This is a genomic window from Pseudomonas sp. NFACC05-1 (genome assembly GCF_900100135.1).
Lineage (GTDB): Bacteria > Pseudomonadota > Gammaproteobacteria > Pseudomonadales > Pseudomonadaceae > Aquipseudomonas > Aquipseudomonas fluorescens_Q.
Genome location: NZ_FMTR01000035.1, coordinates 13,884 through 34,953 on the forward strand (window position 1 = coordinate 13,884; position 21,070 = coordinate 34,953).

At 53.1% G+C, this 21,070-nt stretch carries 25 protein-coding genes; 17 read left to right on the top strand and 8 right to left on the bottom strand.

What is annotated here, in order from left to right; genetic code table 11:
- Position 1: 1 nt before the first annotated feature.
- Both BLO97_RS28415 and BLO97_RS28420 read left to right on the top strand, forming a co-directional pair.
- Entirely contained in the window at positions 2-808 is an 807-nt protein-coding gene (locus BLO97_RS28415) for a phage head morphogenesis protein (protein WP_092349383.1), read from the top strand.
- A 110-nt stretch (positions 809-918) separates the two neighbouring features.
- Complete coding sequence (locus BLO97_RS28420) at positions 919-1,395, top strand: phage virion morphogenesis protein (protein WP_092349386.1); 477 nt, start codon at positions 919-921, stop codon at positions 1,393-1,395.
- Between the two features lie 71 nt (positions 1,396-1,466).
- On the opposite strand, the gene BLO97_RS28425 is transcribed toward BLO97_RS28420, so the two are convergent.
- From BLO97_RS28425 to BLO97_RS28440, 4 genes are all read right to left on the bottom strand, one after another.
- Positions 1,467-1,964: an RES family NAD+ phosphorylase gene (locus tag BLO97_RS28425; protein WP_092349389.1), complete on the bottom strand. Its 498-nt coding sequence runs from the start codon at positions 1,962-1,964 to the stop codon at positions 1,467-1,469.
- Positions 1,964-2,539 (bottom strand): type II RES/Xre toxin-antitoxin system antitoxin, encoded by a 576-nt coding sequence (locus BLO97_RS28430; RefSeq protein WP_092349392.1) that lies wholly within the window; start codon positions 2,537-2,539, stop codon positions 1,964-1,966. Before BLO97_RS28430 ends, BLO97_RS28425 begins: the two co-directional genes overlap by 1 nt.
- A gap of 356 nt (positions 2,540-2,895) precedes the next feature.
- Positions 2,896-3,885 (bottom strand): putative phage abortive infection protein, encoded by a 990-nt coding sequence (locus BLO97_RS28435; protein WP_175489870.1) that lies wholly within the window; start codon positions 3,883-3,885, stop codon positions 2,896-2,898.
- A gap of 234 nt (positions 3,886-4,119) precedes the next feature.
- Complete coding sequence (locus tag BLO97_RS28440; RefSeq protein WP_092349398.1) at positions 4,120-4,941, bottom strand: hypothetical protein; 822 nt, start codon at positions 4,939-4,941, stop codon at positions 4,120-4,122.
- A 299-nt stretch (positions 4,942-5,240) separates the two neighbouring features.
- Between BLO97_RS28440 and BLO97_RS28445 the strand changes: the two genes are divergently transcribed.
- The 12 genes from BLO97_RS28445 (at position 5,241) to BLO97_RS28500 (ending at position 15,094) form a co-directional block, all read left to right on the top strand.
- On the top strand, positions 5,241-6,140 hold the full coding sequence (locus BLO97_RS28445) for a hypothetical protein (RefSeq protein ID WP_092349401.1): 900 nt from the start codon (positions 5,241-5,243) through the stop codon (positions 6,138-6,140).
- Positions 6,141-6,280: 140 nt separating this feature from the next.
- Entirely contained in the window at positions 6,281-7,825 is a 1,545-nt protein-coding gene (locus BLO97_RS28450) for an endonuclease NucS domain-containing protein (RefSeq protein ID WP_092349472.1), read from the top strand.
- Between the two features lie 72 nt (positions 7,826-7,897).
- Positions 7,898-8,443, top strand: coding sequence for a restriction endonuclease (locus BLO97_RS28455; protein ID WP_175489871.1), 546 nt, complete (start codon positions 7,898-7,900; stop codon positions 8,441-8,443).
- 564 nt (positions 8,444-9,007) lie between these two features.
- On the top strand, positions 9,008-9,832 hold the full coding sequence (locus tag BLO97_RS28460) for a phage protease (protein WP_092349407.1): 825 nt from the start codon (positions 9,008-9,010) through the stop codon (positions 9,830-9,832).
- A 9-nt stretch (positions 9,833-9,841) separates the two neighbouring features.
- Positions 9,842-10,210: a head decoration protein gene (locus BLO97_RS28465; protein WP_092349410.1), complete on the top strand. Its 369-nt coding sequence runs from the start codon at positions 9,842-9,844 to the stop codon at positions 10,208-10,210.
- A 13-nt stretch (positions 10,211-10,223) separates the two neighbouring features.
- Entirely contained in the window at positions 10,224-11,204 is a 981-nt protein-coding gene (locus BLO97_RS28470; RefSeq protein ID WP_092200966.1) for a major capsid protein, read from the top strand.
- A gap of 3 nt (positions 11,205-11,207) precedes the next feature.
- Positions 11,208-11,639 carry a gp436 family protein gene (locus BLO97_RS28475; protein ID WP_092349413.1) on the top strand — a complete coding sequence of 144 codons (432 nt, stop codon included), beginning with the start codon at positions 11,208-11,210 and terminating at the stop codon, positions 11,637-11,639.
- Positions 11,639-12,121, top strand: a complete 483-nt coding sequence (locus BLO97_RS28480; protein ID WP_092349416.1) for a Gp37 family protein — start codon at positions 11,639-11,641, stop codon at positions 12,119-12,121. The genes BLO97_RS28475 and BLO97_RS28480 overlap by 1 nt, the downstream gene beginning before the upstream one ends.
- Complete coding sequence (locus tag BLO97_RS28485; RefSeq protein WP_092349419.1) at positions 12,118-12,357, top strand: hypothetical protein; 240 nt, start codon at positions 12,118-12,120, stop codon at positions 12,355-12,357. Before BLO97_RS28480 ends, BLO97_RS28485 begins: the two co-directional genes overlap by 4 nt.
- Positions 12,358-12,360: 3 nt before the next feature.
- Positions 12,361-13,782, top strand: coding sequence for a phage tail sheath subtilisin-like domain-containing protein (locus BLO97_RS28490; RefSeq protein ID WP_092349422.1), 1,422 nt, complete (start codon positions 12,361-12,363; stop codon positions 13,780-13,782).
- Positions 13,783-14,307, top strand: coding sequence for a phage major tail tube protein (locus BLO97_RS28495; protein WP_092349425.1), 525 nt, complete (start codon positions 13,783-13,785; stop codon positions 14,305-14,307).
- 82 nt (positions 14,308-14,389) lie between these two features.
- Positions 14,390-15,094 (top strand): hypothetical protein, encoded by a 705-nt coding sequence (locus BLO97_RS28500; RefSeq protein ID WP_092349427.1) that lies wholly within the window; start codon positions 14,390-14,392, stop codon positions 15,092-15,094.
- Between the two features lie 107 nt (positions 15,095-15,201).
- Here BLO97_RS28500 and BLO97_RS28505 read toward each other — a convergent pair whose 3' ends face one another.
- The 3 genes from BLO97_RS28505 to BLO97_RS28510 all read right to left on the bottom strand — a co-directional run bounded on the left by BLO97_RS28505 (position 15,202) and on the right by BLO97_RS28510 (position 17,302).
- Positions 15,202-16,191: a hypothetical protein gene (locus tag BLO97_RS28505; protein ID WP_092349430.1), complete on the bottom strand. Its 990-nt coding sequence runs from the start codon at positions 16,189-16,191 to the stop codon at positions 15,202-15,204.
- Positions 16,184-16,585, bottom strand: a complete 402-nt coding sequence (locus tag BLO97_RS31450) for a hypothetical protein (protein ID WP_139197741.1) — start codon at positions 16,583-16,585, stop codon at positions 16,184-16,186. The genes BLO97_RS28505 and BLO97_RS31450 overlap by 8 nt, the downstream gene beginning before the upstream one ends.
- A gap of 186 nt (positions 16,586-16,771) precedes the next feature.
- Positions 16,772-17,302 carry a hypothetical protein gene (locus BLO97_RS28510; RefSeq protein ID WP_256572436.1) on the bottom strand — a complete coding sequence of 177 codons (531 nt, stop codon included), beginning with the start codon at positions 17,300-17,302 and terminating at the stop codon, positions 16,772-16,774.
- Positions 17,303-18,397: 1,095 nt separating this feature from the next.
- On the opposite strand from BLO97_RS28510, the gene BLO97_RS28515 reads away from it, so the two are divergent.
- From BLO97_RS28515 to BLO97_RS28525, 3 genes are all read left to right on the top strand, one after another.
- Complete coding sequence (locus BLO97_RS28515; RefSeq protein ID WP_092349432.1) at positions 18,398-18,760, top strand: DUF6124 family protein; 363 nt, start codon at positions 18,398-18,400, stop codon at positions 18,758-18,760.
- An 82-nt stretch (positions 18,761-18,842) separates the two neighbouring features.
- Entirely contained in the window at positions 18,843-20,264 is a 1,422-nt protein-coding gene (locus BLO97_RS28520; RefSeq protein ID WP_256572437.1) for a RelA/SpoT domain-containing protein, read from the top strand.
- Between the two features lie 171 nt (positions 20,265-20,435).
- Complete coding sequence (locus tag BLO97_RS28525) at positions 20,436-20,750, top strand: phage tail assembly protein (protein ID WP_092349435.1); 315 nt, start codon at positions 20,436-20,438, stop codon at positions 20,748-20,750.
- Positions 20,751-20,809: 59 nt separating this feature from the next.
- Here the strand turns inward: BLO97_RS28525 and BLO97_RS28530 are convergent, their stop codons facing one another.
- Positions 20,810-21,070: a hypothetical protein gene (locus tag BLO97_RS28530; RefSeq protein WP_092349438.1), complete on the bottom strand. Its 261-nt coding sequence runs from the start codon at positions 21,068-21,070 to the stop codon at positions 20,810-20,812.

Genomic DNA, 21,070 nt, shown 5'->3' on the forward strand with positions numbered 1-21,070 from the left:
CATGGTTAGCCTCGCAAAGCAGCTCAACCCCGCGGACCTCAAGGTCATCTTCGGCCTTGAGCCCGCCAACGCCATCGCCTACCTGAAGGCCAAGGGCTACGCCATCACCTGGCATTGGCAAGACATCCTCGACCAAGCCCACGACCACGCGTTCACCGTCGCCAAAGCCATGCGCCTGGACCTGCTCAGCGACATTCGCGCCGCCCTGGAAACCGCCCTCCAACAGGGCCAAACCCTCCAGCAATTTACCGCCCACTTGAAACCCGTCCTACAAGCCCAAGGCTGGTGGGGCCAGCAAGTCATCGTCGACAGCCAAGGCAGCGCCGAAACCGTCCAGCTCGGTAGCCCACGTCGCCTAAAAACCATCTACCAGACAAACCTGCAAAGCGCCTACATGGCTGGCCGCAAAGCCAGCATGGAGCAGGCCACCGAGACCCACCCGTACTGGATGTACATCGCCGTCCTAGACGGAAAAACCCGCAGTAGCCATCGGGCCATGCACGGCCAGGTCTTCCGTCACGACGACCCCATCTGGTCAACCATCTTCCCGCCTAACGGCTTCAACTGCCGCTGTCGCGTCGTCGCCCTGAGCGAAGCCGCCGTCAAGCGCCGTGGGCTTACCGTTACATCCAGCCAAGGGAAAACCTTTACCGAAACGGTCGAAACCGGCACTGACAAACGTACCCAGGAAATCAGAACAGCAACCGTGGGAGGCATCCGAATCACCAACGCCCAAGGCCACACCATCACATTTCGCACCGACCCAGGCTTCAATCACGCCCCCGGCACCGCCTGGCAGAAGGCCTGAAACGCAATTAACCACACCCACCCGTGGCGAGGGAGCTTGCTCCCGCTGGGCTGCGCAGCAGCCCCAAACTCAGCCACCTAGCACCGCAAACCTAAAATGGAAGGCATCCCATGTTCACCATCGAACTAGAGCACCAACACCTGCAACAAATCCTAAGCCGAGTGGAGCGGACTGTCGGTGACCTAGCGCCACTCATGCGCAGTCTGGCCGCTGAGCTCGCCAGCCAGACCGAAGAAAACTTCGAACAGGAAGGCCGTCCCCAGTGGCCTGAGCTTTCCGACGTCACCACAGGACGCCGAGCCGAAACCGGCCACTGGCCCGGCAAGATGTTGCAAGTCAGCGCTGCGGGGCTGGCTGCCTCGATCTCCACCCAAGCGACAGACAGCACGGCGGTGGTGGGTAGCAACAAGCCCTATGCGGCGATGATGCAGTTCGGTGGGGACCAGGCAGATTTCCCGCAACTGTGGGGTGATATTCCGGGCCGACCGTATCTGCCCATGGATGCTGAAGGCAACCTGCAACCCGAAACGGAACAAGCCCTACTGAAACTAGCACTCTCTCATCTTGAACAGGTTGCAGGCATCTAACGTCACAAAGGCAGACAGTGCCCGTGACACGGCGGTTAGACGGAAACGGCGCTAGAGGGACGAGAACCGCTTCAGGGCAGGGGCCTATTAAGCCGCCCATCAAGCGCAAAAGGCTCTTGCAGCACCAGCTCGTACAACCCATCGGCCAGATGCGGGTTCATCAACAAATTCCAGCTATGTGGCGAGACACTAGAAGGGACCAGCACGAAAGGGTGCTTGCTCAACAGATCTGCACCAAACTTTTGCTGACTACGGCTTGGCGTACCCGGTACTAACCAGTTGGGGTTGGCAATGCTATCTGGCTGAACGACATGAATGCCGGACCGGTCAAGTACGCGGGCTTGTGTCAGGCAATGAGGTTTGCAGTCCAGCGCATCGAAATCCTTATGCACTGCAACTTCAAGAATGGCTGTAGAAGCGTCCAGAGCCGCATAAACCGTCGCCATGCCCTTAGGGTTCCAGCGCCCACCCACTTTTTCAGCCCCCACGCCCGAATTCCAAGTGGTGGCATACTCAGCAGGATCAAGACGCCAGAAATGGATCTCACTGCTCAAAGGGTCTTTAGCCATCAATAGACCCCATACTCAATGCGCGTCAGAAAGTCAGTCACCAACTCATACCCGACTGAATTGGAAATCAGGTCAATCGGTGTCTCACCGTCCAGGCCCCGTGCAGGTTTGGCCATCCATTGCTCGGCAAGCTCACGCGAACCCAGGACCACCGTTGCCTTTTCCAAGACCTCGGCATAATTGAGAGCCCGCGTACTTTGCTCTGGGGTCAAGACTTCATTGGGCGTTTTTAACCGCCGCGCCAGCGTGCGCTCAGACGTGCCAACGATTTTCGACAGCACACCGCGCCGCTTATACACCTCACTGTTCTCGACCATATCAAGCACAGATTGCAGCGAGAAACCTTTACGAACGGCCCGGTATATCTCCATACGATCATCGCCATCTTTTCCAGAAAGCAACACCGCGACCATGGACGGAGCGTGACTGGAATCTTGCATCATCACCTTTACCGTGCGCTCGCCACTACTCACAACGGCTACGAACGCACCAGATGCGCGTGGTTTGACGTTTCTTTTGCGGATGCCATCTTTCGCGGCCTCAACGACTGCAACATCTTTTTTCTTGGCGCTCATGGGTACCTCCAGCACTCTGTCATCTGGCATCAACTATAGTGCCAAATGGCAGAAAATCCTAATCCACAACGTTCGTTACGTCGGCCCTGCCGAGCAAGGCTCGCTCTTAGAAGGCGAGGCAAAGCCTAGCCAACGTGGGATAGGTTAGCGGTAGCCTCCCGGCACCGATGCACAGCTGGCCGTCGAGTTCACCAGCTAAGCCGAAAAAGATTTCGGGCGACAAGCTAGGCCGATCACTGGCTTGGCAAATGTTTACAAATCGACGGTACAGACTTGGCCGCCTTTTGGGATCAAAAGCATCTAATGAGCGGTTGAGCTCTATTTATCAGGGATAGAAAAGCATTGCGATGCGGAATTTAGTCATCAAACAAACTTCTCGCAACTCCCATGTTTTTGATGCTCTTGATGTGTTTTAAGTCATCATTGCTTATTTTTTCCAGCCCCACAAAAGCTACATCATTGAATGAACTTGTCATTGGCCCACTCCATGCGCCAAAGAACTCTTTCCCTAATGGCTTTAGCATTGAGTAATACTCAACGTAATACTTAAGGTCTTCTCCGTGAGGCCCTAGACAGTTTATTTGCAATAGAGCCATTTCAGACTCGCTAAGCTGGGCCCGCACTATATTTGTGTAATTTCTTTTTCGGCAATAATCAGCATAAAGTACATCATCAGAAGCTTGCGCCCCATCAATAGAGACAAAATCAAACTCTGTACTTTGGCTGTTGTCAATCATTTTCATAATCCAATAGAGGTTGCGAAAATAATGACCAAATACACTAACTTTACCTTTGCAAAAACTTGAGACGTTTTGCCGTACGTCGCTGTCTGTTGATGGTGGCGGAGAGTAAAATATACTATCTTTGTAAAAACTTTTAAACTCTCTTACAACTAGATCAATGGCATCTCGGCCTTCGCTGATTTTGCCAGGCGTATTGGAGTATTTGATGTCAGCTAGTATTTTGGCATGCGTGTCCAGCATACCAAATAGCGTGGATTCAAACATTTGCCGCGAGTAAACTGCGGTCTGTTGTCTCTGCTCCTGAGTAGCAATCTTGGCTTCTTGCTGTGCCGCCTTCATTTCCGCTCGTTGTAAAGCCATTGTCTTCAAGACTGCCATCAAAGCAAGAAAGCTCAACAAGGGATTCAAAAAGCCTCCAGCAAAATCACCTAGTTGCCCCCAGTAGCTAGCCGTAGATTGATTAACAATTGATAATACCGGGATATCAACACCTCTAAAAAAATGCTGATACAGGGCACCAAACACGACGCTGCAGGCAGTAATAGCAAATAACGCCACACCAAAAAAGAATATATTCTCAGCTGCATACTTGATGAGTTGCACTAAAGCTTTCTTGCACCACTTGTAAATATCTCGAAACAACATAAAGCCACCTAATATTGAGTGCATCCTACCGCCTTGAGCAACTAGCCAGTCTATTGCTTACGGAGGGTAGTTGAAGTGCCTATACTAAAATTTTAATTTTTTCAATTAGCTATGTCCTTAGCCGGAGCGAGCACATCAATGACGGCAAGTCTCAGCAACGCGCATGACCTTAGGCGGTTTAAAATCCAATTTTTATTCCAAGGGCACCTCAACCCTTTGACACTGGATGGGGCACCCCTTCGACGCTAGCAAATCATTCAGTTGTGCACAAAACTCTACGCTTGCACTGACGGGAATCAAAATGGCCTCCAATAGTTCAACTAGGGGCGCTTTCAGCACAAATCCGTATTCATCCACATACCTGAAGTGGTCTTCACAAGCGACTCCACGATTGGGAAAATTCTCAGCTACATCGTCTTCGCAATATAGTTCCATATCTCTTGGCGGCCAGTTGAAATCCGGAAGAATTTTTTTATTGTAAAATATCAGCTCACCAACATCTATCAATATTCGATATTCATGTTCGATGTCGTACGCAAGCCCTTTAGTAAAAAATGCCTCTCGATGTTGCAGCTTGTCCTCGACATACTTAACGGGTCCAGACCGACAGCCGACAGGCAATATTCTATCTAGGTAGGATCCTAGTTTTATGCGATTAACAACAATAAGAGCGCAGTTGGAACTCTCATTGAATTTCCCGTATTCGTTCCACATAAATCGGGACATTTTATCGTGCCAGAACCAACTCTGAATGAAAGAATGCTGCTTGTCTCTATGCACGATGCCTTTTGACAATCGTTTTGCCTCGTCGAGCGACATATGATTGTCATTGAAGAGTCTGCTATTAATAGATTCAAGTATTAAGCTTTCATTTCGGCCAAAAAACTCACGATCACCTTCCGTTAAATCATCCGGGTAACCGTCGACTCGTCTGAAATAGAAGCCGTCGTCGTTGAGAAGTTTTAGGATTCTGTTACCGGGCATATAGCGTTGCAACAACCACTGATCAAACATCTAAACCCACATCCATGTTGTATGAAGTGGCAAAGTGCTACCTCTTTCGCCCAGATCCTAATGCGTATCGACCCCGCGTGCAATCGGCAAACAGGAGAACCATTCATCGCAAGCGCTAGCGAAGGGAGCCTTGGACTCGACGGGCCACTGTTGACGTGCCATCGGCTAACGACCAAGCACTTAGACATATTCAAGCGGCACCTTAACGAGACCCCTAAAACGTCGCGGCCCAAATGCAGGCTCTGAAATTTGTTCTACGCTCACCAAATGGAGTCAAAAAGCCATCAAGGAGAAGCCCCATGAGAGTCCCATTGCTTGTAGCAGCAGTCCTTACCACCACTGGTTGCGTCACCGACCGCATGACCGACCCTGCGATTGTCACAGTCATAGACCACAAAGCTAAATTCACCACCGTCACGACCACAGCCGACCGCCGGATATTTGTCCTCAATGGCTCCACCAATCGCACCTGTGGAGAACCACCGGCAGGTGTGGCAGAGAATGTAGGCGCGTCGCTGAGTAATAGCCTTACAGCTGCGGTGAAAGCAGGAGGTGCCCAGCCAGGGGTGAGCAATAATTTTGCGGAGAGCGCCGCAAAAACGGTCGTGAACGTCGCGCAAAAAACGCAGGGGATGATGTTATATGAGGCAATGGCGTCAGGCTTATGCATGGCCTATGCAAATGATATGACCATCTCATCGACCGAATATACAAGAATGATCAACAAGTCTGCCGAGATGGCGGCGGTGCTCATCGCACAAGAATTAAATTTGACCAAAGGTGTCGTTGGACCTAACGAAAAACCTCTCGTCCAATTAGAGTCAGGAAGCAGCGGCGCAGCCAACAGCACCGGCACGAACCCCAATACTAACGTGACGAACACCACTACGGCGACGGCTGTAGCGTCAGGCGCAGCGGCAACATCAGTTGCAACCAACGGCAACCAAACGGCAGTGAAGGCAACAGCGGACGCGATCACCCAAGCCACGCCTGCGAATGCATCGATTGAGCAGCGAAAAGAGATTGTCAACGCCGCCACGGCAGCGTCGGTCTCCCAAGCTACTGGCGATTCTGGAAAAGGTCAGCGGGCCGCAGACAGGGCCACAACCGTTTTTGAAGCAAGCGTTGGCTCATCTTCAACCGAAGTAGATGTAGGAAAGGTAGTTAGAGATATTAAGGCAGTTATGGGCGGCTCCTAACACAAGCGAACGACTCCTGATGCTTGGGCAAGAGGACATTTTCAAGTATGCCAACGCTTTTTTTGGCATCGAAATTCAAAACAAACACTCTACTAACGATATTTTTTATAATTACTCAAGCCCCCAATAGAGAAAAAATAGTGAACAGACTTGAGGAACGAATCAGGGACTTTCTGACGATCAACCTAAACACAATCGAATCAGATCTAATTCTTATTCGTAAAGAATATAGGTTGCCCAACAGCCTTGGCTCAGGCGGGAGCATAGATATCCTTGCAAAGGACCGCCTCGGTCACTACGTAATTATAGAAATCAAAAGAAGTGATCAAGCAGCGAGAACCGCCTTACATGAGCTAACCAAATATGTAGCGTTGCTTCGTTCCTCCTTAGGGGTTCCTGCTGAAAAAATTCGAGGCCTATTAATTTCAACCGACTGGAAAGAGCTAGCAGTCCCTTTTTCTGAATACCAGAAAACATGCGAAGTTCCGACGACTGGATACGTTATTTCAGCGACCAATACCGGCGAGGTCGTTAGCTGCACTAAATTTATTCCAGTTCATTTAGAGAGTGGACTCTCTATCAGTAGGCAGCAAAGTCTTATATTGTATAAAGGCATAGGGAAAAGAAACAAAGGGATCGATGGTGTTGTGAATGCTGCACTGCAGTCGCAATTGTCAGACTTTGTAATCTTGACAGCGGACTATAGCGGGGATAGCAGCGAAGTCATTTACCCTTATGGCATATATTTTGGCTTCTCTTCGCCGATCTCAAACCCAGAAGCTGAAGAGTCCGAGCTGATAATGCAATCGTTAGCGTGGGATGAAGATTTGGATGATCTTGATGAAAATTTTCTTTGCGCGTTGATGACTAATATTAGCGGTCACGATACTGTGGAAAGCGGTTATCCTGAAAAACTCAAACTGATGGAAGAGTTGGGCTGGTCAATTGCAGTGGTTGTGCGAAACGGACGCTACCAAAAAAATATTGATATTTTGCCTGATGAACAGCTTATATATGAATTCACAAAAACAGAAGGAGGTGCTAACTATTATCTTGATGCCACCTCTTCCCCTAAATACCCACCCAGCTGGAATAAATTTAAAAATGATGTCCTTTTGATTCTTATGGGAAGCGAAAAATGGGTATCCTTTTTTGAAGCATTGATAAAGGAGGTAGAAGCTGACTCATCCAGCCCGACCATATCAATTCACCTCTACAATCCCGTAAATATACTGATTGGGCTAGCTAAAATTTTTGGAAAAAACGATTTCAGATACCAACCTGGCTTCCAACTAATACTTTCGGGCGAGAGGCGGACAATCATATATTTAGGCCAGTTAGCTTGGAACGGTGCAAAATCAAAGCTTAGTGCTACTGAATGGATTGAGAACTCATACGAATCAGTAGAAGATTACTTCACAATGCTCGCCTTTGGCGAACAGCATCACCGGGAAAGTTTGGCATGCAACGCTCTCGGGCTTGAATACGAGGTTTATAAGATCACAAACCCTGGAAAAGTGGACGAAAGTATGTTCCGGGCCACACTAAAAGATGGGCAAATTGTCGCACGTCCTTTTTCGGATAATGATCCATTAACTTTGAATGACTTTTCCAGCTCCCACAAAGAATTCGGTAGGGAGCTGGTCGAAGTTGTAAAGAACTGTTCCATGGGACTTATTAAATAAGAGGGCTACGCGCTTGGATTACGATCAAGAAACCCTGGATTTACGAGTCTGCGGCTGCTAGGGAGGATGTCAATGGACGAAAGATACCCTCCACTAACGCTTACCCCCATCGAATTTGAGCGACACGTACGCTCCATGCTCGATGCGATGGGGAACTCACTTCTCGACTATCGGTCGCATCACCGAGAGGTTATCCCTGGCGTGGACGGTGACTACGAAATCGACGTATCAGCTCGATTCGCTTACTTGGGGATGGAATTTTTGGTCCTTGTTGAGTGTAAACACTACAAGAATCCAGTGAAACGGGAGACGCTCCAAGCCCTTTACGACAAAATGCATTCAGTGGGAGCTCAGAAGTGCGCTGTATTCACGACGTCTGGTTTTCAATCCGGCGCCCTGAAATATGCGAAAGTGCATAAAATCGCTACGGTAAAAGTCGTGGATGGCCGGAGCGTGTATTTCACCAAATCGTTAGGGAGTGAACCGGTTGAGCCGCCGCCGTGGGCGAAGCTTCCGCCTGTTTCCGGCTGGCTAATTGATGATAACCGTTATTCAGTCGTTTCTGAGGAGCACGGGGAATATCTCAAACGTTACCTTTTTGATGACGAGCAGACGTAGTTCTGGCTGACAGATCGAGGCGTTCTAAACCATGGTAACGGCGGCAACCGTTGCCTTGGTGATAAATGGCCAAACGGGACGCTGCGCCCCGCCTTACAGAATGGCTAATGCGGTCCTGAGGCACAACACTCGCCACCTTTGGTGGCATTGAGTGCACCAGTGCCATGCCCCTTCCTTACGCTGCTCAGTCAAATTACACGGTGAATGACGCCTCTATACGGACACACAAAGAGATCATCTTGGGGTCGATTGCAGGAGCTCGTGTCAGGTGCGACTAGCTTCCCACCGTGCCTCGACTCACGATAAAACAAAAAACCAAGCGTAAATGTTTTATAAAGCCTCCTAGCCGTATTGGGCGTCAATGGTTCACCTCACTACAGCTGATCAACTTTGACCGTCTGAATCTAACTGCCCTGATGACCGTCTAACCTTTCATTCGTGACGTTGCACACCAACTCGACACGTCTACAAACGGCCCCATCCAGTCTTCTCTAAATCTGATTAAAAGCCCCAATCCGCCAAACACCTAAAACTGCGCACACCATCTCCCAACAGCGCAGCCCCATGAACCCACTCCACATCTTCAAACCCGGCACCCACACCGCCCAATGCGGCACCACCTTCCACTTCACCGAAGCCGACCTGGCCGCCACCGTCGCCGCCTACAACCCAACCCTCCACGAAGCCCCCCTGGTCATCGGCCACCCGCAACACGATGCCCCAGCCGCCGGCTGGGTTAAATCCCTGTCCGCCACCGCCCACGGCCTCATCGCCGAACCCCAACAAATCGACGCCTCCTTCGCCGAGCAAATCGCCAAGGGCAGCTACAAGAAAATCTCCGCGTCCTTCTACCACCCAACCGCCGCCAACAACCCCGTGCCCGGCGTCTATTACCTGCGCCACGTCGGCTTCCTCGGCGCACAGCCGCCAGCGGTCAAAGGCCTGCGCCCCATCGAACTGGCCGAAGGCGAACCCGGCGTCATCGAGTTCAGCGAAAGCGAACCGAACACCGCTGCACTAGAAGCAGAAAACCACCGCCTCAAAGCCGAACTCGCCCAACGCGACAACGCAGCCCGTCTCGCCGCACAACAAACCACTCACGCAGCCAGCGTCGCCTACGCCGAACAACTGGTCGCCGCCGGCATGAAGCCGTTGCACGCCCCAGTCGTCATTGCCGCCCTCGACGCCGCGCAGTCCGGCACCACCCCTTTGGAATTCGGCGAAGGCGACCAACGCCAGCCGTTAAGCGTCGGCCTCAAAACCCTCTTCAACGACCTGACCAACCCCGTCAGCTTCACCGAAGTCGCCACCAAGACCCGCACCGGCCTAACCGACGCCGCGCCCACCAACCCTCTACTCGCCGACGCCGCAGCCCGCGCCCAACGCTAGGAATCCCCCATGGCCACCTTCAACCAACCCAAAGACCTGGGCGATTTGCTGCTGCTCCAAGTCAGCCCCGGCTGGACCAAAAGCAACGTCACGCTGCTCGCCGGCACCGACTACCCACTCGGTCAGGTGCTCGCCAAAGTCGCCGGCAAATACCAACGCCTTGATCCCACTGGCAGCGGTGCCGCCAAAAAAGCCGCTGCCGTTCTGGCCGAACGCGTAGACGCCACGGCTGGCGATCAACCCGGCGTGATCATCGCCCGCGGCGCCGTCCTCGCCATAGCGCACCTGGTCTGGCCCGCCGGCATCACCGACGCCCAGCAAGCCGTCGCCCTCGACGAACTCAATGCCCTGGGCATCGTCGCCCGCGCAACCCTCTAACCCGGAGCCACCCATGAACCTGCCAGACCTGTTCAGCGTCGCCAACCTCACCGCCGCCATCAACAAACTCCCGGCCATCCCCGGCAAGGTCGGCGCCATGGGCTTGTTCGACGAAAAAGGCGTCACCAGCACCAGCGTCATCATCGACGAGCGCGAAGGCCGCCTGGTGCTGGTGCCCAACACCTCACGCAACGACGACCCCGCGCCGCTCGAAGGTCGCAAACGCAAACGCCGCACCTTCGAAACCCTGCACCTGCCCGTTAGCAGTTCGATCCTGCCCAGCCAGCTACAAGGCATCGCCGCCTTCGGCCAGGAAAGCGCCACCGCGCCCGTCGTCACCGTCGTCAACGACCACCTACAGGAACTGAAAAACAGCATCGAAGCCACCCGCGAATTCCAGCGCGTCGGCGCACTGCGCGGCCAACTGCTGGACGCCGACGGCTCGGTGCTGTTCGACCTGTTTGATGAATTCGACGTCAAACAGAAGAAGGTCACCGTGCCCCTCAGCAAGCCCGAGACCAACGTGCGCAAAGCCTGTCTGGACGCCAAGCGCCACGCCGAATCCAAACTCGGCGGCGTCATGGTCACCGGCTTTCGCGCATTGTGTGGGCCAGACTGGTTCGACGCCTTCACCGACCACGCCAAAGTCAAAGAAGCTTTCGCCCACTACCAGGCGGCCCAAGACCGCCTCGGCGGTGACATGCGCTCAGGCTTCACCTTCGGCGGCATCGAGTACATCGAATACGACGTCACCGTCAGCGGCCAACGCTTCATCCCGGCCGACATCGCCCAGGTTTTTCCCGTCGCCCGTGGCGTGTTCCGCCTGTTCAACGCCCCGGCCAACTACAACGAAACCGTCAACACCCTGGGCCAGGCGTTCTACAGCAAAGCCGAGCCGCGCAAGATGGGCAAAGGCTGGGACCTGGAAGCCCAGGCCAACCCCTTGGCCATGTGCCTGTTCCCCGAAGCCCTCGTTGAACTGAAGGCGGGTTGAGCCATGCGCTACTGCACCCGTGCCGACCTCGGCAACGCCATCCCGTTGATGACCCTCATCCAGCTCTCCAACGACGACCCGGCCGCCACCCAGCCCAACGAAGGCGTCATCGATGACGGCGTGCGTCAGGCCCAGGAACTGGTCGACGGTTACCTGCGCGGCCGCTATCAACTGCCACTCGACCCGGTGCCCACCGTCCTGCGCGATGCCGTGGTCTACCTGGCGCGCCACTGGCTCTACCAACGCCGCCCCGAGGGCGCCTTGCCCGACGCCGTGAAGGACAGCCGCAAAGACACCCTCCAACTACTGGAAAACATCCGCGACGGCGTCATCACCCTCGGCACACCCACCGGCCAGGCCGTGCCAGAGCCGGGCGAGATTCGCGTGCGTGCACGTCCTCAACAATTCGGCGCCCAACAGTGGGACCGCTATTAATGACCCCGACCAAAACCCAAACCGAACAACTGCTCGACGCCATGCTCGCTCGGTTACAAGCCGACCTTGGCAGTGAATTGATGATCGAGCTGTTCCCCGAAAATCCGTTGCAATACCGGCTCAACCATCCCCGCGGTGCCGTCTTGCTCGCCTACGGCAAATCCACGTTCGGCCAGTCAGAAAGCACCGACGCCTGCTTCCAGGCACGTCACTGGGTGCTGCGCCTCACATTGGTGTTTCGCCAACTCAATGGCAAAGACGGCGTCGTCGGTCACCTTGACCGCATCCGCACCTGCCTCAGCGGCTGGTACCCGCCGCACGCCAACCAGGCCTGCCGCCCCGTCGCAGAACACTTTATCGGCCACCACAACGGCGTCTGGCAGTACGCCCAAGACTTCACCACCCGCACCACGCACCTGCAAACCCTTGTCCCCGAAAGCGGACAGCGACTGACCTCAGCTCAATTCCAGGAGCACCCATGAAACTCACCACGTACCGCTACGCCGGGCCCCCCAGTTGCGCCTCTCTACGCGTCGGCAAAACCGGCGAACGCCTCGAAGTCCTCCTGCACCCAGGCCAACCGGTCAGCATGCCCGCCGACCACGAGTACACCCGCGTTTTGCTGGCCCTCAAACACCTGCATCCGCACCCCGTTAACCCTCTGCCGACGGGCTTCCCAGTAAAGGCAGCACAAACATTATCCACCGCGAAGGAATAACCCATGCCCGCCAACTACCTACACGGCATCGAAACCACCGAAGTCGAACGCGGCCCCAGACCCATCCGGGTGGTTAAATCCGCCGTCATCGCCGTGATCGGCACGGCGCCCACAGGCCCCATCAACGAACTGACCCTATGCCTTAACGACATCCACGCCGCACAGTTCGGCCCGCACAGAACAGGCTTCTCCATCCCCGAAGCCCTGCAAGGCATCTTCGACTTCGGCGCCGGCACCGTACTGGTCGTCAACGTGCTCGATCCTGCCCTCCACAGCACCACCGTGGACGAGCAAGACAAACAGTTCGCCCCCAACGATCTATTGCAACTGGAACACGGCGCCCTGCAAACGCTGCAAATAAAATCGGCCGACGGGTTGGTCACCTACCTGGAAAGCACCGACTACAAAGCCGACAGGCTCACAGGTCACATCAGGCGCCTGCCGACCGGCAATATTGCCGCCAACGCCCTGATCAAAGTGGCCTATACCTACGCCGATCCCAGCAAAGTCACCGCGACGGACATCATCGGGGCCGTCAACGCTGCCGGGCGGCGCACCGGCCTGAAAGCCTTCCAAGACAGCTATAACCAACTGGGCTTCTTTCCTAAAATCTTCATTGCCCCAGGCTTCAGCACCTTGAAAGAAGTGACCGCCGAACTGGGCGCCTCGGCCGGCCAAGTCGGCGGCATCGCCTACATCGATGCGCCCATCGGCACCACCGTGCAGCAGGTATTGGCCGGGCGCGGTCCAGCGGGTGCCATTAACTTCAACACCAGCAGTGACCGTATTCGGTTGTGCTACCCGCACATCAAAGTCCGCGACGCCGCCCACGGCGAACGCCTGCAACCGCTGTCCATCCGCGCCGCCGGCCTACGCGCCAAAGTCGACAACGACCACGGCTACTGGTGGAGCAGTTCCAACCAGGAACTGATCGGCGTCATCGGCCTGGAGCGGCCGCTAACTGCGCGGGTCGATGACTCGAACAGCGAAGTCAACCTGCTCAACGAAAACGGCATCACCACCGTCTTCAATTCCTTCGGCAGCGGCCTACGCCTATGGGGCAACCGCACCGCGGCTTGGCCGACCGTCACCCACATGCGCAACTTCGAAAACGTGCGACGCACCAAAGACGTCGTTGATGAATCCATCCGCTACAGCGCATTGCAGTTCGTCGACCAGCCCATCACCACCTCGTTAATCACTAGCATCACCGAAAGCGTCAACCTGTTCCTGCGCAAACTCATCGGCGACGGCGCCTTACTCGGCGGCGAATGTTGGTACGACCCGGCTCGCAACCCACAAACCGAATTGGAACAAGGCCACGTACTGTTCAACTACAAACTCACCGTACCGCTGCCGTTTGAGCGCGGCACCTTCGAAACTGAAATCACCGGGGACTACCTGGTCAACTTGGGGGCTGCATAAATGGCAGGCTTTAGCGCGCATCGTATTTCCAACGCCAACGTGTACCTGGATGGCACCAGCTTCTTTGGCAAATGCGAAGAGATCGACCTGGGCACCATCAAAACCGTGATGAGCGACTTCCAGGGGCTGGGCATGGTCGGGTTGATTGAGCTACCGGATGGCATCGACAAGCTAGAAGGGAAAATCACTTGGAACAGCTTGTACTTTGAGGCGGCCAAGAAGCTGGTGACGCCGTTCAAGAGCGTTCAGTTGCAGTGCCGTTCTAATGTGCAGGTTTTCAATAATGGCGGGTTGGTGAATGAGATTCCGCTGGTGACGACCATGACCATTACAGGGAAGGAGTATCAGTTGGGCACGCACAAGCCGCGGGATCCGACCAAGTACGAGACGCCGTTTTCGGCTACCTATGTGCGGCAGATGATCAATGGGGATGAGGTGGTGCTGTTGGATTATTTGGCGAATATTTTTCGGGTGGGGGGTGAGGATCAGTTATCCAAGTACCGCAGGAACATGGGGCAGGCTTAGAGGGTAATGACGGGCAGCTACTCATGAAGACAGTTTCTCAGCCGATATGTAGCCTCACCGACTCATAACTGGATGACAACTAATGGCTGACTCATCATGGTGGCAGACTTTTGCCGCGTCTCTACTAACGGCTGCTTTTACCCTTGCAGGTACAAGCTATCAGCAAGCTCACCAAGATGAGCGAGCGGATAGAGCAAAATTTCTGGACGGTGCTCAAGCAACGGCGCAAGAAACCAGCCGTCTATTAGACGATGGCTATAATGCGCTCTCCAAGCTGTTGAAGGCAACGGACCAAAAAGGCTGGGAAGAGTTTTCCAAAGGGCCGTGGGATGAATACCGGGAGTTCTATCGAAGCTGGCGCCAACAGCTCATTGCGGAGCATTTCAAGCTGTCGAGGTACTTCGGTAAAGATATGGCAAATGATCTCGTACATATAGATGAGATTGACATTCACCCCGTGGATAACCTTTCATCTCCAAACCCTTGCACTCCACCAGGAGGCGAAAACGATTTCGACATAGAAAAACTTGCATCCCAAACAGAGTGCTATTCCCGATTCGCAACATTAAAACAAGATATAATTGATAGAGATATGGCAAATAAAAAAACAGAGGGGCTCTTCGATGTGATCGATTCGAAGCGCAAGACGGAAGATGGGGCTCGGGAATTACTTAAACATTATGATAAATCATCCGTCAGTTATCTTAGACGGCTAGATGCGCGGCTAACTGAACTGGGAGTTTCCCAGGTGACGGTTACACCTAAGAACTCAAGTGAAAAATATTAGTCAATCATTACTGGCTTAATGATTGCTAGCCTGACGTATGCAGGTAAATTTTTTAGGACGTCTCAAGGGGCTGCAATGCAGCTCCTGCAGTTTTACCGTCCTTCTATTTATGCATCATGGAAAATATCTTGAGCTTTTCCGGTCGCTACGTAATCCGCGAGTGCTTGAAGCCGTCGATGATAAGCCAGTACCATCTTTATTCCCGAAAGGGGATCACCTCCTGCCAATGCTAGAATGTACTCTGTACTTCCCCCAATTCCAATAGCGTCACAGCTAATAGTCAGAACCTCATTCAAATGTTCCACATCTTCAGCTGAAAGATTTATGTCGGATGCTGTCTTGCCAAGCCACCCCATGTCCTGAAGATGGCGATAAGTTGTTTTATAGATCTCAAGAGAAGGGCTGTCTTTTTCATTAATCAAATTTACCAACTCTCTAATTGAGTCGGCAACATCGCCATTCATAAGGAACTTAATCTCACCCGGAGAGGCATAAGTGATTTGTCTAATGCCTGCACGATCTTCGTTTGGTATATTGTGGTATAGCTCTCTGAAGAAATTAACTGAGCTAAAACCACCTCGCCATGGATGCTTGTGGAATAGGGAGGCTATTTTTTTTGTAGTTGCTCTGCCTGCCGCACCCAACAATGCAAAGCCAAAAGAATAGCAGTCTTGAACTGAGTCGGAGAATGTTTTTAAATCACTTATTTCCCACTGCCCATCTATATTAACGACCTTGAAGTCGCTACTCAGACTTTCAGGGGCATGGCCTGGGATAAACATACCTGGTTCTGGAAGCACGTCTGCGGGAAGTTCGGCCGAGCCTTTAGTTTTAAATTCTTCGCCTACAGTGCCCCAGACCTCCCCGAGTTCGTATTTACCTGTATGCAGCTTGGTCACTGCGTAATGCACGTCAATTTTCTCAGCGTACAAGGACTTCAAATGTTCGATTTTAATTTTTGAGAAATAAAATTTAAAGGCTTTTTCACCTTCTTCATAGTTTACCCCCAAATAGCGATCGCCATTTTTCTTCCTTGCCAATGCTATAAGTGGCACCTCATAACTGAGTAATATTTTCTCTATTATTAGATTAGCCATTAAGGTCTTCCACTCTACCAGCAATACCGGTCGGGTTCACAGTAAGATAGGGCCACCAATTTACATGATTAGGCTGATCTTTATGCCATACACCAAGTTTTGGATCACAAGGAATCTCAACGGCATGAGTAAATTTCATTTTAGCCATCAAAGGACTTTTAACTGCCGCCCTACAAGCCGCCAGTGATGTCATCAAAGAAACAGAGCGCGCTAAGCATTCATCAGGATACTTGTGATTTGATAGGCGCTTGCGTTGAGAATCAAAATCCTCCGCAGTGTGCACACTCGCTCTTAGAAGCCTCCACAGTACAGGCTCAGTCGGGGTGTTCACATTTTCAGGAGGACAACTGTCAGGTAGAGGCTCTAAAAAATCAAATCCATTTGTCGGTGACATGAAGCGCGTCCGATGATAGTGGCAATGTGCTGGATGAGGGCATTTTGGTTGAGCTATCGGGAACAGTCAAAACTTTAATTTCAGCTATATCTTATCTGTCTGAAATTATTCAGCTTTTGAGGTTTATCCTTTGAAAAATACTGTGGCCATCCCAACTGCGCTTGCATTGGTGGGTGCATCTGCCTATCAGGCCATGGGTTTGGCGGTCATCGTTGGTCGTAACCAGCGCTGTGAACTGATCGCTATGAACTGCCTGATCCCCAACGAACCACGCTCATTGCGAGCTTTTGACCCAGGCTTTGTCAGCGCTGTAACCACCGCATCGCGGCTGGCCTCGTACATGGCAAAAGCATTGAAATCAGGATCCAGCAACACCAACAGCACTGAATCGAAGGGTTGGGCCAAATCAATCGCACCTAACCGGCCGATCATTTTGCTCGGGTTCGGTACGCACCGGCCTTTAATCTGAATACGTACCGGGCACCCATTTCTAAATTCGGTGGCGTCAAAGCCGGCCTTTCTGGCGCAATGCAGATCCAGGCTAAGCATTGTCGCTGCTTCGTACTCGGCCACCTCACCGGTGATACCTAACGGCTTGCCCGTTAGCCGGTAGTAGCGCCGGGCTAGCAATTTCGCCTGGCGCAAGACTTCGAATATCTCAGCATCGTTGGAATCAACACTGTCTTGGATTTCATTCATATCGGGGAGCTGAGCCAAATCGGAGCCTCATTGCGCTAGTCAGCGGGATTTCCGTAGGTTAGCAGTTAGGGGAGGCACTACGCAGTGCTGAAGGCGATGCCTCAAATAGAACCTGTGATGGACACTTTCCTGTGGGCTACAAAGTCCAGCGCCATTACCTACAGCCGCCACAGAATCCCCCGGCTGCGCTCCCATCGACCCAACGGTATCTTATCTCCCGTCACCGCTCGCAGTGACCGGTCGGAGCAGCCTGCGGTCGTACTTAGGTACCTCTCATGAAGGAACAGGCCGCTCCGCCCGATGTTTGATGGCGCTGCATGCCGGGCCCCTAGGCTTTCTGGCAATGCCCAGTTCTCCAGTCTACTCCGGCTACAGCAGCCATCTTTTAGCGCCCCGGCTACTTATGGTGGCTGTGCGAGGGTTCAATTGACTGCATCGAATTGCGACCTCTTTGCTGGTGACCTCGTACAGCTGCCTCCCTCCGCCAAGCAGCCTTCAAAACCCATCAAGAGCGGTCGAGGGCCGAAGCCAGTCGCCCAAGACAACAGCCTCCAACCTCAAACCCTCTGCCGAGAAAGCACGTCCTTGCGGCGGGCAAATGTAGGTAAATTCCTCAAAGCATCCGCCGGCGTATTATCTACAGCATGATCTCGTTTAATACCGATGAGGCCGGAGCGTCCCATAAGACGCTGTATTTGCAACAATACAGTTTCAAGAGATAACGAAGAAAACTCGAGACCGTTTAATTGCTGTAAACATATCCAGCGCGACACGTTTAAATACACTCCACATTACGCCCATAAGGCTACGAGACCTTGCGTCCTTACTTACGCATGCGTCAGAATCCGCTGGCTTGTGCGCTTTGCCCCTGGCCTCTATCGTTGACCTGCCACTGCCCATCAGTGGTCGGGTTTAGTAGCCCATCAGGTTTGGTGAAGTGCTTGAGCACCGTTCAGTCAGGTCATTTATATGCCTGCACTAAATGGTGGTTGTGCGCAGGGCGTCCTCGGGCGCGCCGGGTTTTGCCAATCCTGCCGGTCTACTAACCTGCGTACAGCCGCCACCCTTCTTTTAGTAGAGAACGGTTGCAGCTCCAATATAGGATTGTCAATTATGTTCAAAGTAACTCCCAACCCCCCAGATATCGACTCGGTACTCTACGGCGACTCTCTCGACCCCGAAAAGTTGAAAGAGGCGGCAGACCGCGCGCTCAAGCACTACCTGAACCCCGGGGCAACGAAAACGCAGATACAGCTCCGCAAGCCCAGCACGATCTTCACCATCGACGCAGCGGTGGATGACGAAACGTTGCTCGTCGAGGCATGCGAGTCCCTGGCATCCGCCAGTGTGTTGATCAGCGAACTCGCTGACTTGACGGACGGCCCACGACGCCAAACGATGCTGGTGCTGCAACGGGTCATCATGTTGGGTGAGTTAGCGGTTAATCGAGTACTGGATAACCACATGCCTGGGTAGCCGCTAGGCAGGTAGCAAGGGAGCGCTTGCTCCCTTGCTACGCAAACGCCTTCAAATGAGATGACTGTGAAGGGCTCAAGAATTGACCCAATCGGTCACGGCCTCGATTGCAATGGACACTGTAGTGGCAGTGCGCTACCTTGAAGACAAATCAAACGCGCGCTCGTCAAGCGGCTCTACTGTTATCTCGGCCATCTCACGGAAGAAAACTTTGGATTTAGTCTCGGAGTTTATCGCTCGGTACCGGAAAGAATACGACTTCTACGAGCAGGCTTGCCGAATGGTTGCCCAGACCTTGGAAGCTAACCTCCGGTCGGCGGGTGTAAGGGCGATTGTCACGTCGCGAGCGAAGAACCCCGCACGCTTGGAAGCCAAGGTAAAGCAGCGGGCAATCAGAAAGAAGTACAAAGATGTCTCCGCAATATTCGACGACATTGTTGACCTTGCGGGAGTCAGGGTCGCTTTGTATTTTCCAGGTGAGCGGCAGGAGGTCGGGCGCATCATCCAGAGCCTATTTGAGCTGACAGATGAGCCTAAAGAATTTCCGTCTCCCACCGCGTCCTCACAACAGTCGGAATACCAAAAGCGTTTTTCCGGCTATTTGGCTACACACTACCGTGTAGTCCTGAAGGAGTCGTCTCTACAAGAATCCAATCAACGGTATGCAGAGGCGAAGATTGAAATCCAGGTCGCTTCGGTGCTCATGCATGCGTGGTCCGAGGTAGAACATGACCTTGTGTATAAGCCATTGCAGGGTGAGTTGTCGATTGAAGAGTACGCGATTCTTGATGAGCTAAATGGATTGGTATTAGCTGGCGAAATCGCACTTGAACGCTTGCAACGAGCTGGTGAACTCCGGGCTTCCACACAAGGGCGTGAGTTCTCCAGTCATTATGACCTTGCAGCTTCTCTGATTGATTTGGCCAAAGCGACGTTAGGAGAAGCCAAGGTTACTGAATCCGCAATGGGAAGGGTTGATACGCTGTTCGAACTGTTGAAGGCGCTGGGTTTGAATAGACCGGAAGCTTTGGCGCAATACGTCAAACCTCTCCATAGCGACTTTGAAAGACGTCCTCTATCTGAGCAGGTAATTGACCAGATACTCGCTGAGGACTCTGGTAGATATGACATGTATGAGAAAATTCGGCGCATCGAATCTGTATCCTCCTTACCCTCATTCAAGAATAACGCCTACCGACAGCATGAGGCGATTGGAGAATTCATAAAGTTATGGGTGGCTTACGAATCACGTCTAGGGGCAGTTTTAAAAGATCTGTATCCGAAAGAAAGCTTTCCAAGTAACCCAGCGCGCTATATCCGCGAGTTCGGTAAGCACTATCCGGATTTTCCTAGTACGTTTGCCTCATCAGCAATGCGTTTACATCAATTTCGAAATCGGCTTGTTCACGGCGTCGATGTACTTCCTCCAGAAGCTATCAAGGCCGCCTCTGAGGAGTTACGCGATCTGACACGCCAGCTAGAGTCGCTAGTAACCCGGCCGTAAACACTCAATAGGGAGGATTGCCTCCCTTAACCCTCTGGGTTTTCTGTCTCAAAGCACTTTTCCAGTGCCTATGGCCGAATCGTCTCTTTAAACCCGATTAAAAGCCAGCCACCAAACGCACCGTCATCATCCGGGCTCAACGAACGAGCAACCGATCCCCTGGAGCACCCGATGGCCGATGCACTCAGCTTCACCCTCAAATTTCCTTTCAGCAGCGCCAGCGGCGAGCAGATCTCGACGCTGCCCATCAAGCGCCTCAAGCGCAAAGACATCACCGCGGCGCAAGTGGTGACCAAAGACGAAGGCGCCATGGAAGACCATCTGGTGGCCAAGATGCTGGGCATCACCCTCGAAGACCTCGGCGAGTTCGATATCGCCGACTCCCGCCTAGCCACCGAGGTGTTGCGGGAAATGGCAGCCGCACGTGACCTTGCTGCAGTCCTGGGACGAAGCCCTGTTGCTAGTGCTCAGGATGCAGCCGTCTGAGATCGCCCAGCTCGACATGCTGGAGTACTGGCGCTGGGTGGCGGTGTGTGAACGAGAGATCAATCGTCGGCTCGAACTGGCCGACAAAGCCAGTGGCTGATCAGCGTTACAACGCTCACCACCAAGCCGGCCAGTAACGCGCCGCCCGCAGCAAAAGGGGCAGCCATCAAAGCCAGCAACGGCAGCCCAAAACAGAACGCCAACACCGCCGCCCATAACGGCAAATGCACCAGACACAGCCAGGCAAGCCCAATCACACCGGCGCCGATGGTCAGTGCGTAAACAGTGTGGGCGGTGCGTAGCGCGGCTTTTTCAATCAT

What these genes read in the sequence shown, in the direction of transcription:
- BLO97_RS28485 (WP_092349419.1), top strand. Translation starts at nt 12,118, where the DNA reads ATGAAACTCACCACGTACCGCTACGCCGGGCCCCCCAGTTGCGCCTCT.
- BLO97_RS28530 (WP_092349438.1), bottom strand. Translation starts at nt 21,070, where the DNA reads ATGATTGAAAAAGCCGCGCTACGCACCGCCCACACTGTTTACGCACTG.
- BLO97_RS28455 (WP_175489871.1), top strand. Translation starts at nt 7,898, where the DNA reads ATGGACGAAAGATACCCTCCACTAACGCTTACCCCCATCGAATTTGAG.
- BLO97_RS28525 (WP_092349435.1), top strand. Translation starts at nt 20,436, where the DNA reads ATGGCCGATGCACTCAGCTTCACCCTCAAATTTCCTTTCAGCAGCGCC.
- BLO97_RS28420 (WP_092349386.1), top strand. Translation starts at nt 919, where the DNA reads ATGTTCACCATCGAACTAGAGCACCAACACCTGCAACAAATCCTAAGC.
- BLO97_RS28475 (WP_092349413.1), top strand. Translation starts at nt 11,208, where the DNA reads ATGCGCTACTGCACCCGTGCCGACCTCGGCAACGCCATCCCGTTGATG.
- BLO97_RS28500 (WP_092349427.1), top strand. Translation starts at nt 14,390, where the DNA reads ATGGCTGACTCATCATGGTGGCAGACTTTTGCCGCGTCTCTACTAACG.
- BLO97_RS28515 (WP_092349432.1), top strand. Translation starts at nt 18,398, where the DNA reads ATGTTCAAAGTAACTCCCAACCCCCCAGATATCGACTCGGTACTCTAC.
- BLO97_RS28480 (WP_092349416.1), top strand. Translation starts at nt 11,639, where the DNA reads ATGACCCCGACCAAAACCCAAACCGAACAACTGCTCGACGCCATGCTC.
- BLO97_RS28465 (WP_092349410.1), top strand. Translation starts at nt 9,842, where the DNA reads ATGGCCACCTTCAACCAACCCAAAGACCTGGGCGATTTGCTGCTGCTC.
- BLO97_RS28495 (WP_092349425.1), top strand. Translation starts at nt 13,783, where the DNA reads ATGGCAGGCTTTAGCGCGCATCGTATTTCCAACGCCAACGTGTACCTG.
- BLO97_RS28415 (WP_092349383.1), top strand. Translation starts at nt 2, where the DNA reads ATGGTTAGCCTCGCAAAGCAGCTCAACCCCGCGGACCTCAAGGTCATC.
- BLO97_RS28470 (WP_092200966.1), top strand. Translation starts at nt 10,224, where the DNA reads ATGAACCTGCCAGACCTGTTCAGCGTCGCCAACCTCACCGCCGCCATC.
- BLO97_RS28440 (WP_092349398.1), bottom strand. Translation starts at nt 4,941, where the DNA reads ATGTTTGATCAGTGGTTGTTGCAACGCTATATGCCCGGTAACAGAATC.
- BLO97_RS28490 (WP_092349422.1), top strand. Translation starts at nt 12,361, where the DNA reads ATGCCCGCCAACTACCTACACGGCATCGAAACCACCGAAGTCGAACGC.
- BLO97_RS28445 (WP_092349401.1), top strand. Translation starts at nt 5,241, where the DNA reads ATGAGAGTCCCATTGCTTGTAGCAGCAGTCCTTACCACCACTGGTTGC.
- BLO97_RS31450 (WP_139197741.1), bottom strand. Translation starts at nt 16,585, where the DNA reads ATGTCACCGACAAATGGATTTGATTTTTTAGAGCCTCTACCTGACAGT.
- BLO97_RS28460 (WP_092349407.1), top strand. Translation starts at nt 9,008, where the DNA reads ATGAACCCACTCCACATCTTCAAACCCGGCACCCACACCGCCCAATGC.
- BLO97_RS28425 (WP_092349389.1), bottom strand. Translation starts at nt 1,964, where the DNA reads ATGGCTAAAGACCCTTTGAGCAGTGAGATCCATTTCTGGCGTCTTGAT.
- BLO97_RS28505 (WP_092349430.1), bottom strand. Translation starts at nt 16,191, where the DNA reads ATGGCTAATCTAATAATAGAGAAAATATTACTCAGTTATGAGGTGCCA.
- BLO97_RS28430 (WP_092349392.1), bottom strand. Translation starts at nt 2,539, where the DNA reads ATGAGCGCCAAGAAAAAAGATGTTGCAGTCGTTGAGGCCGCGAAAGAT.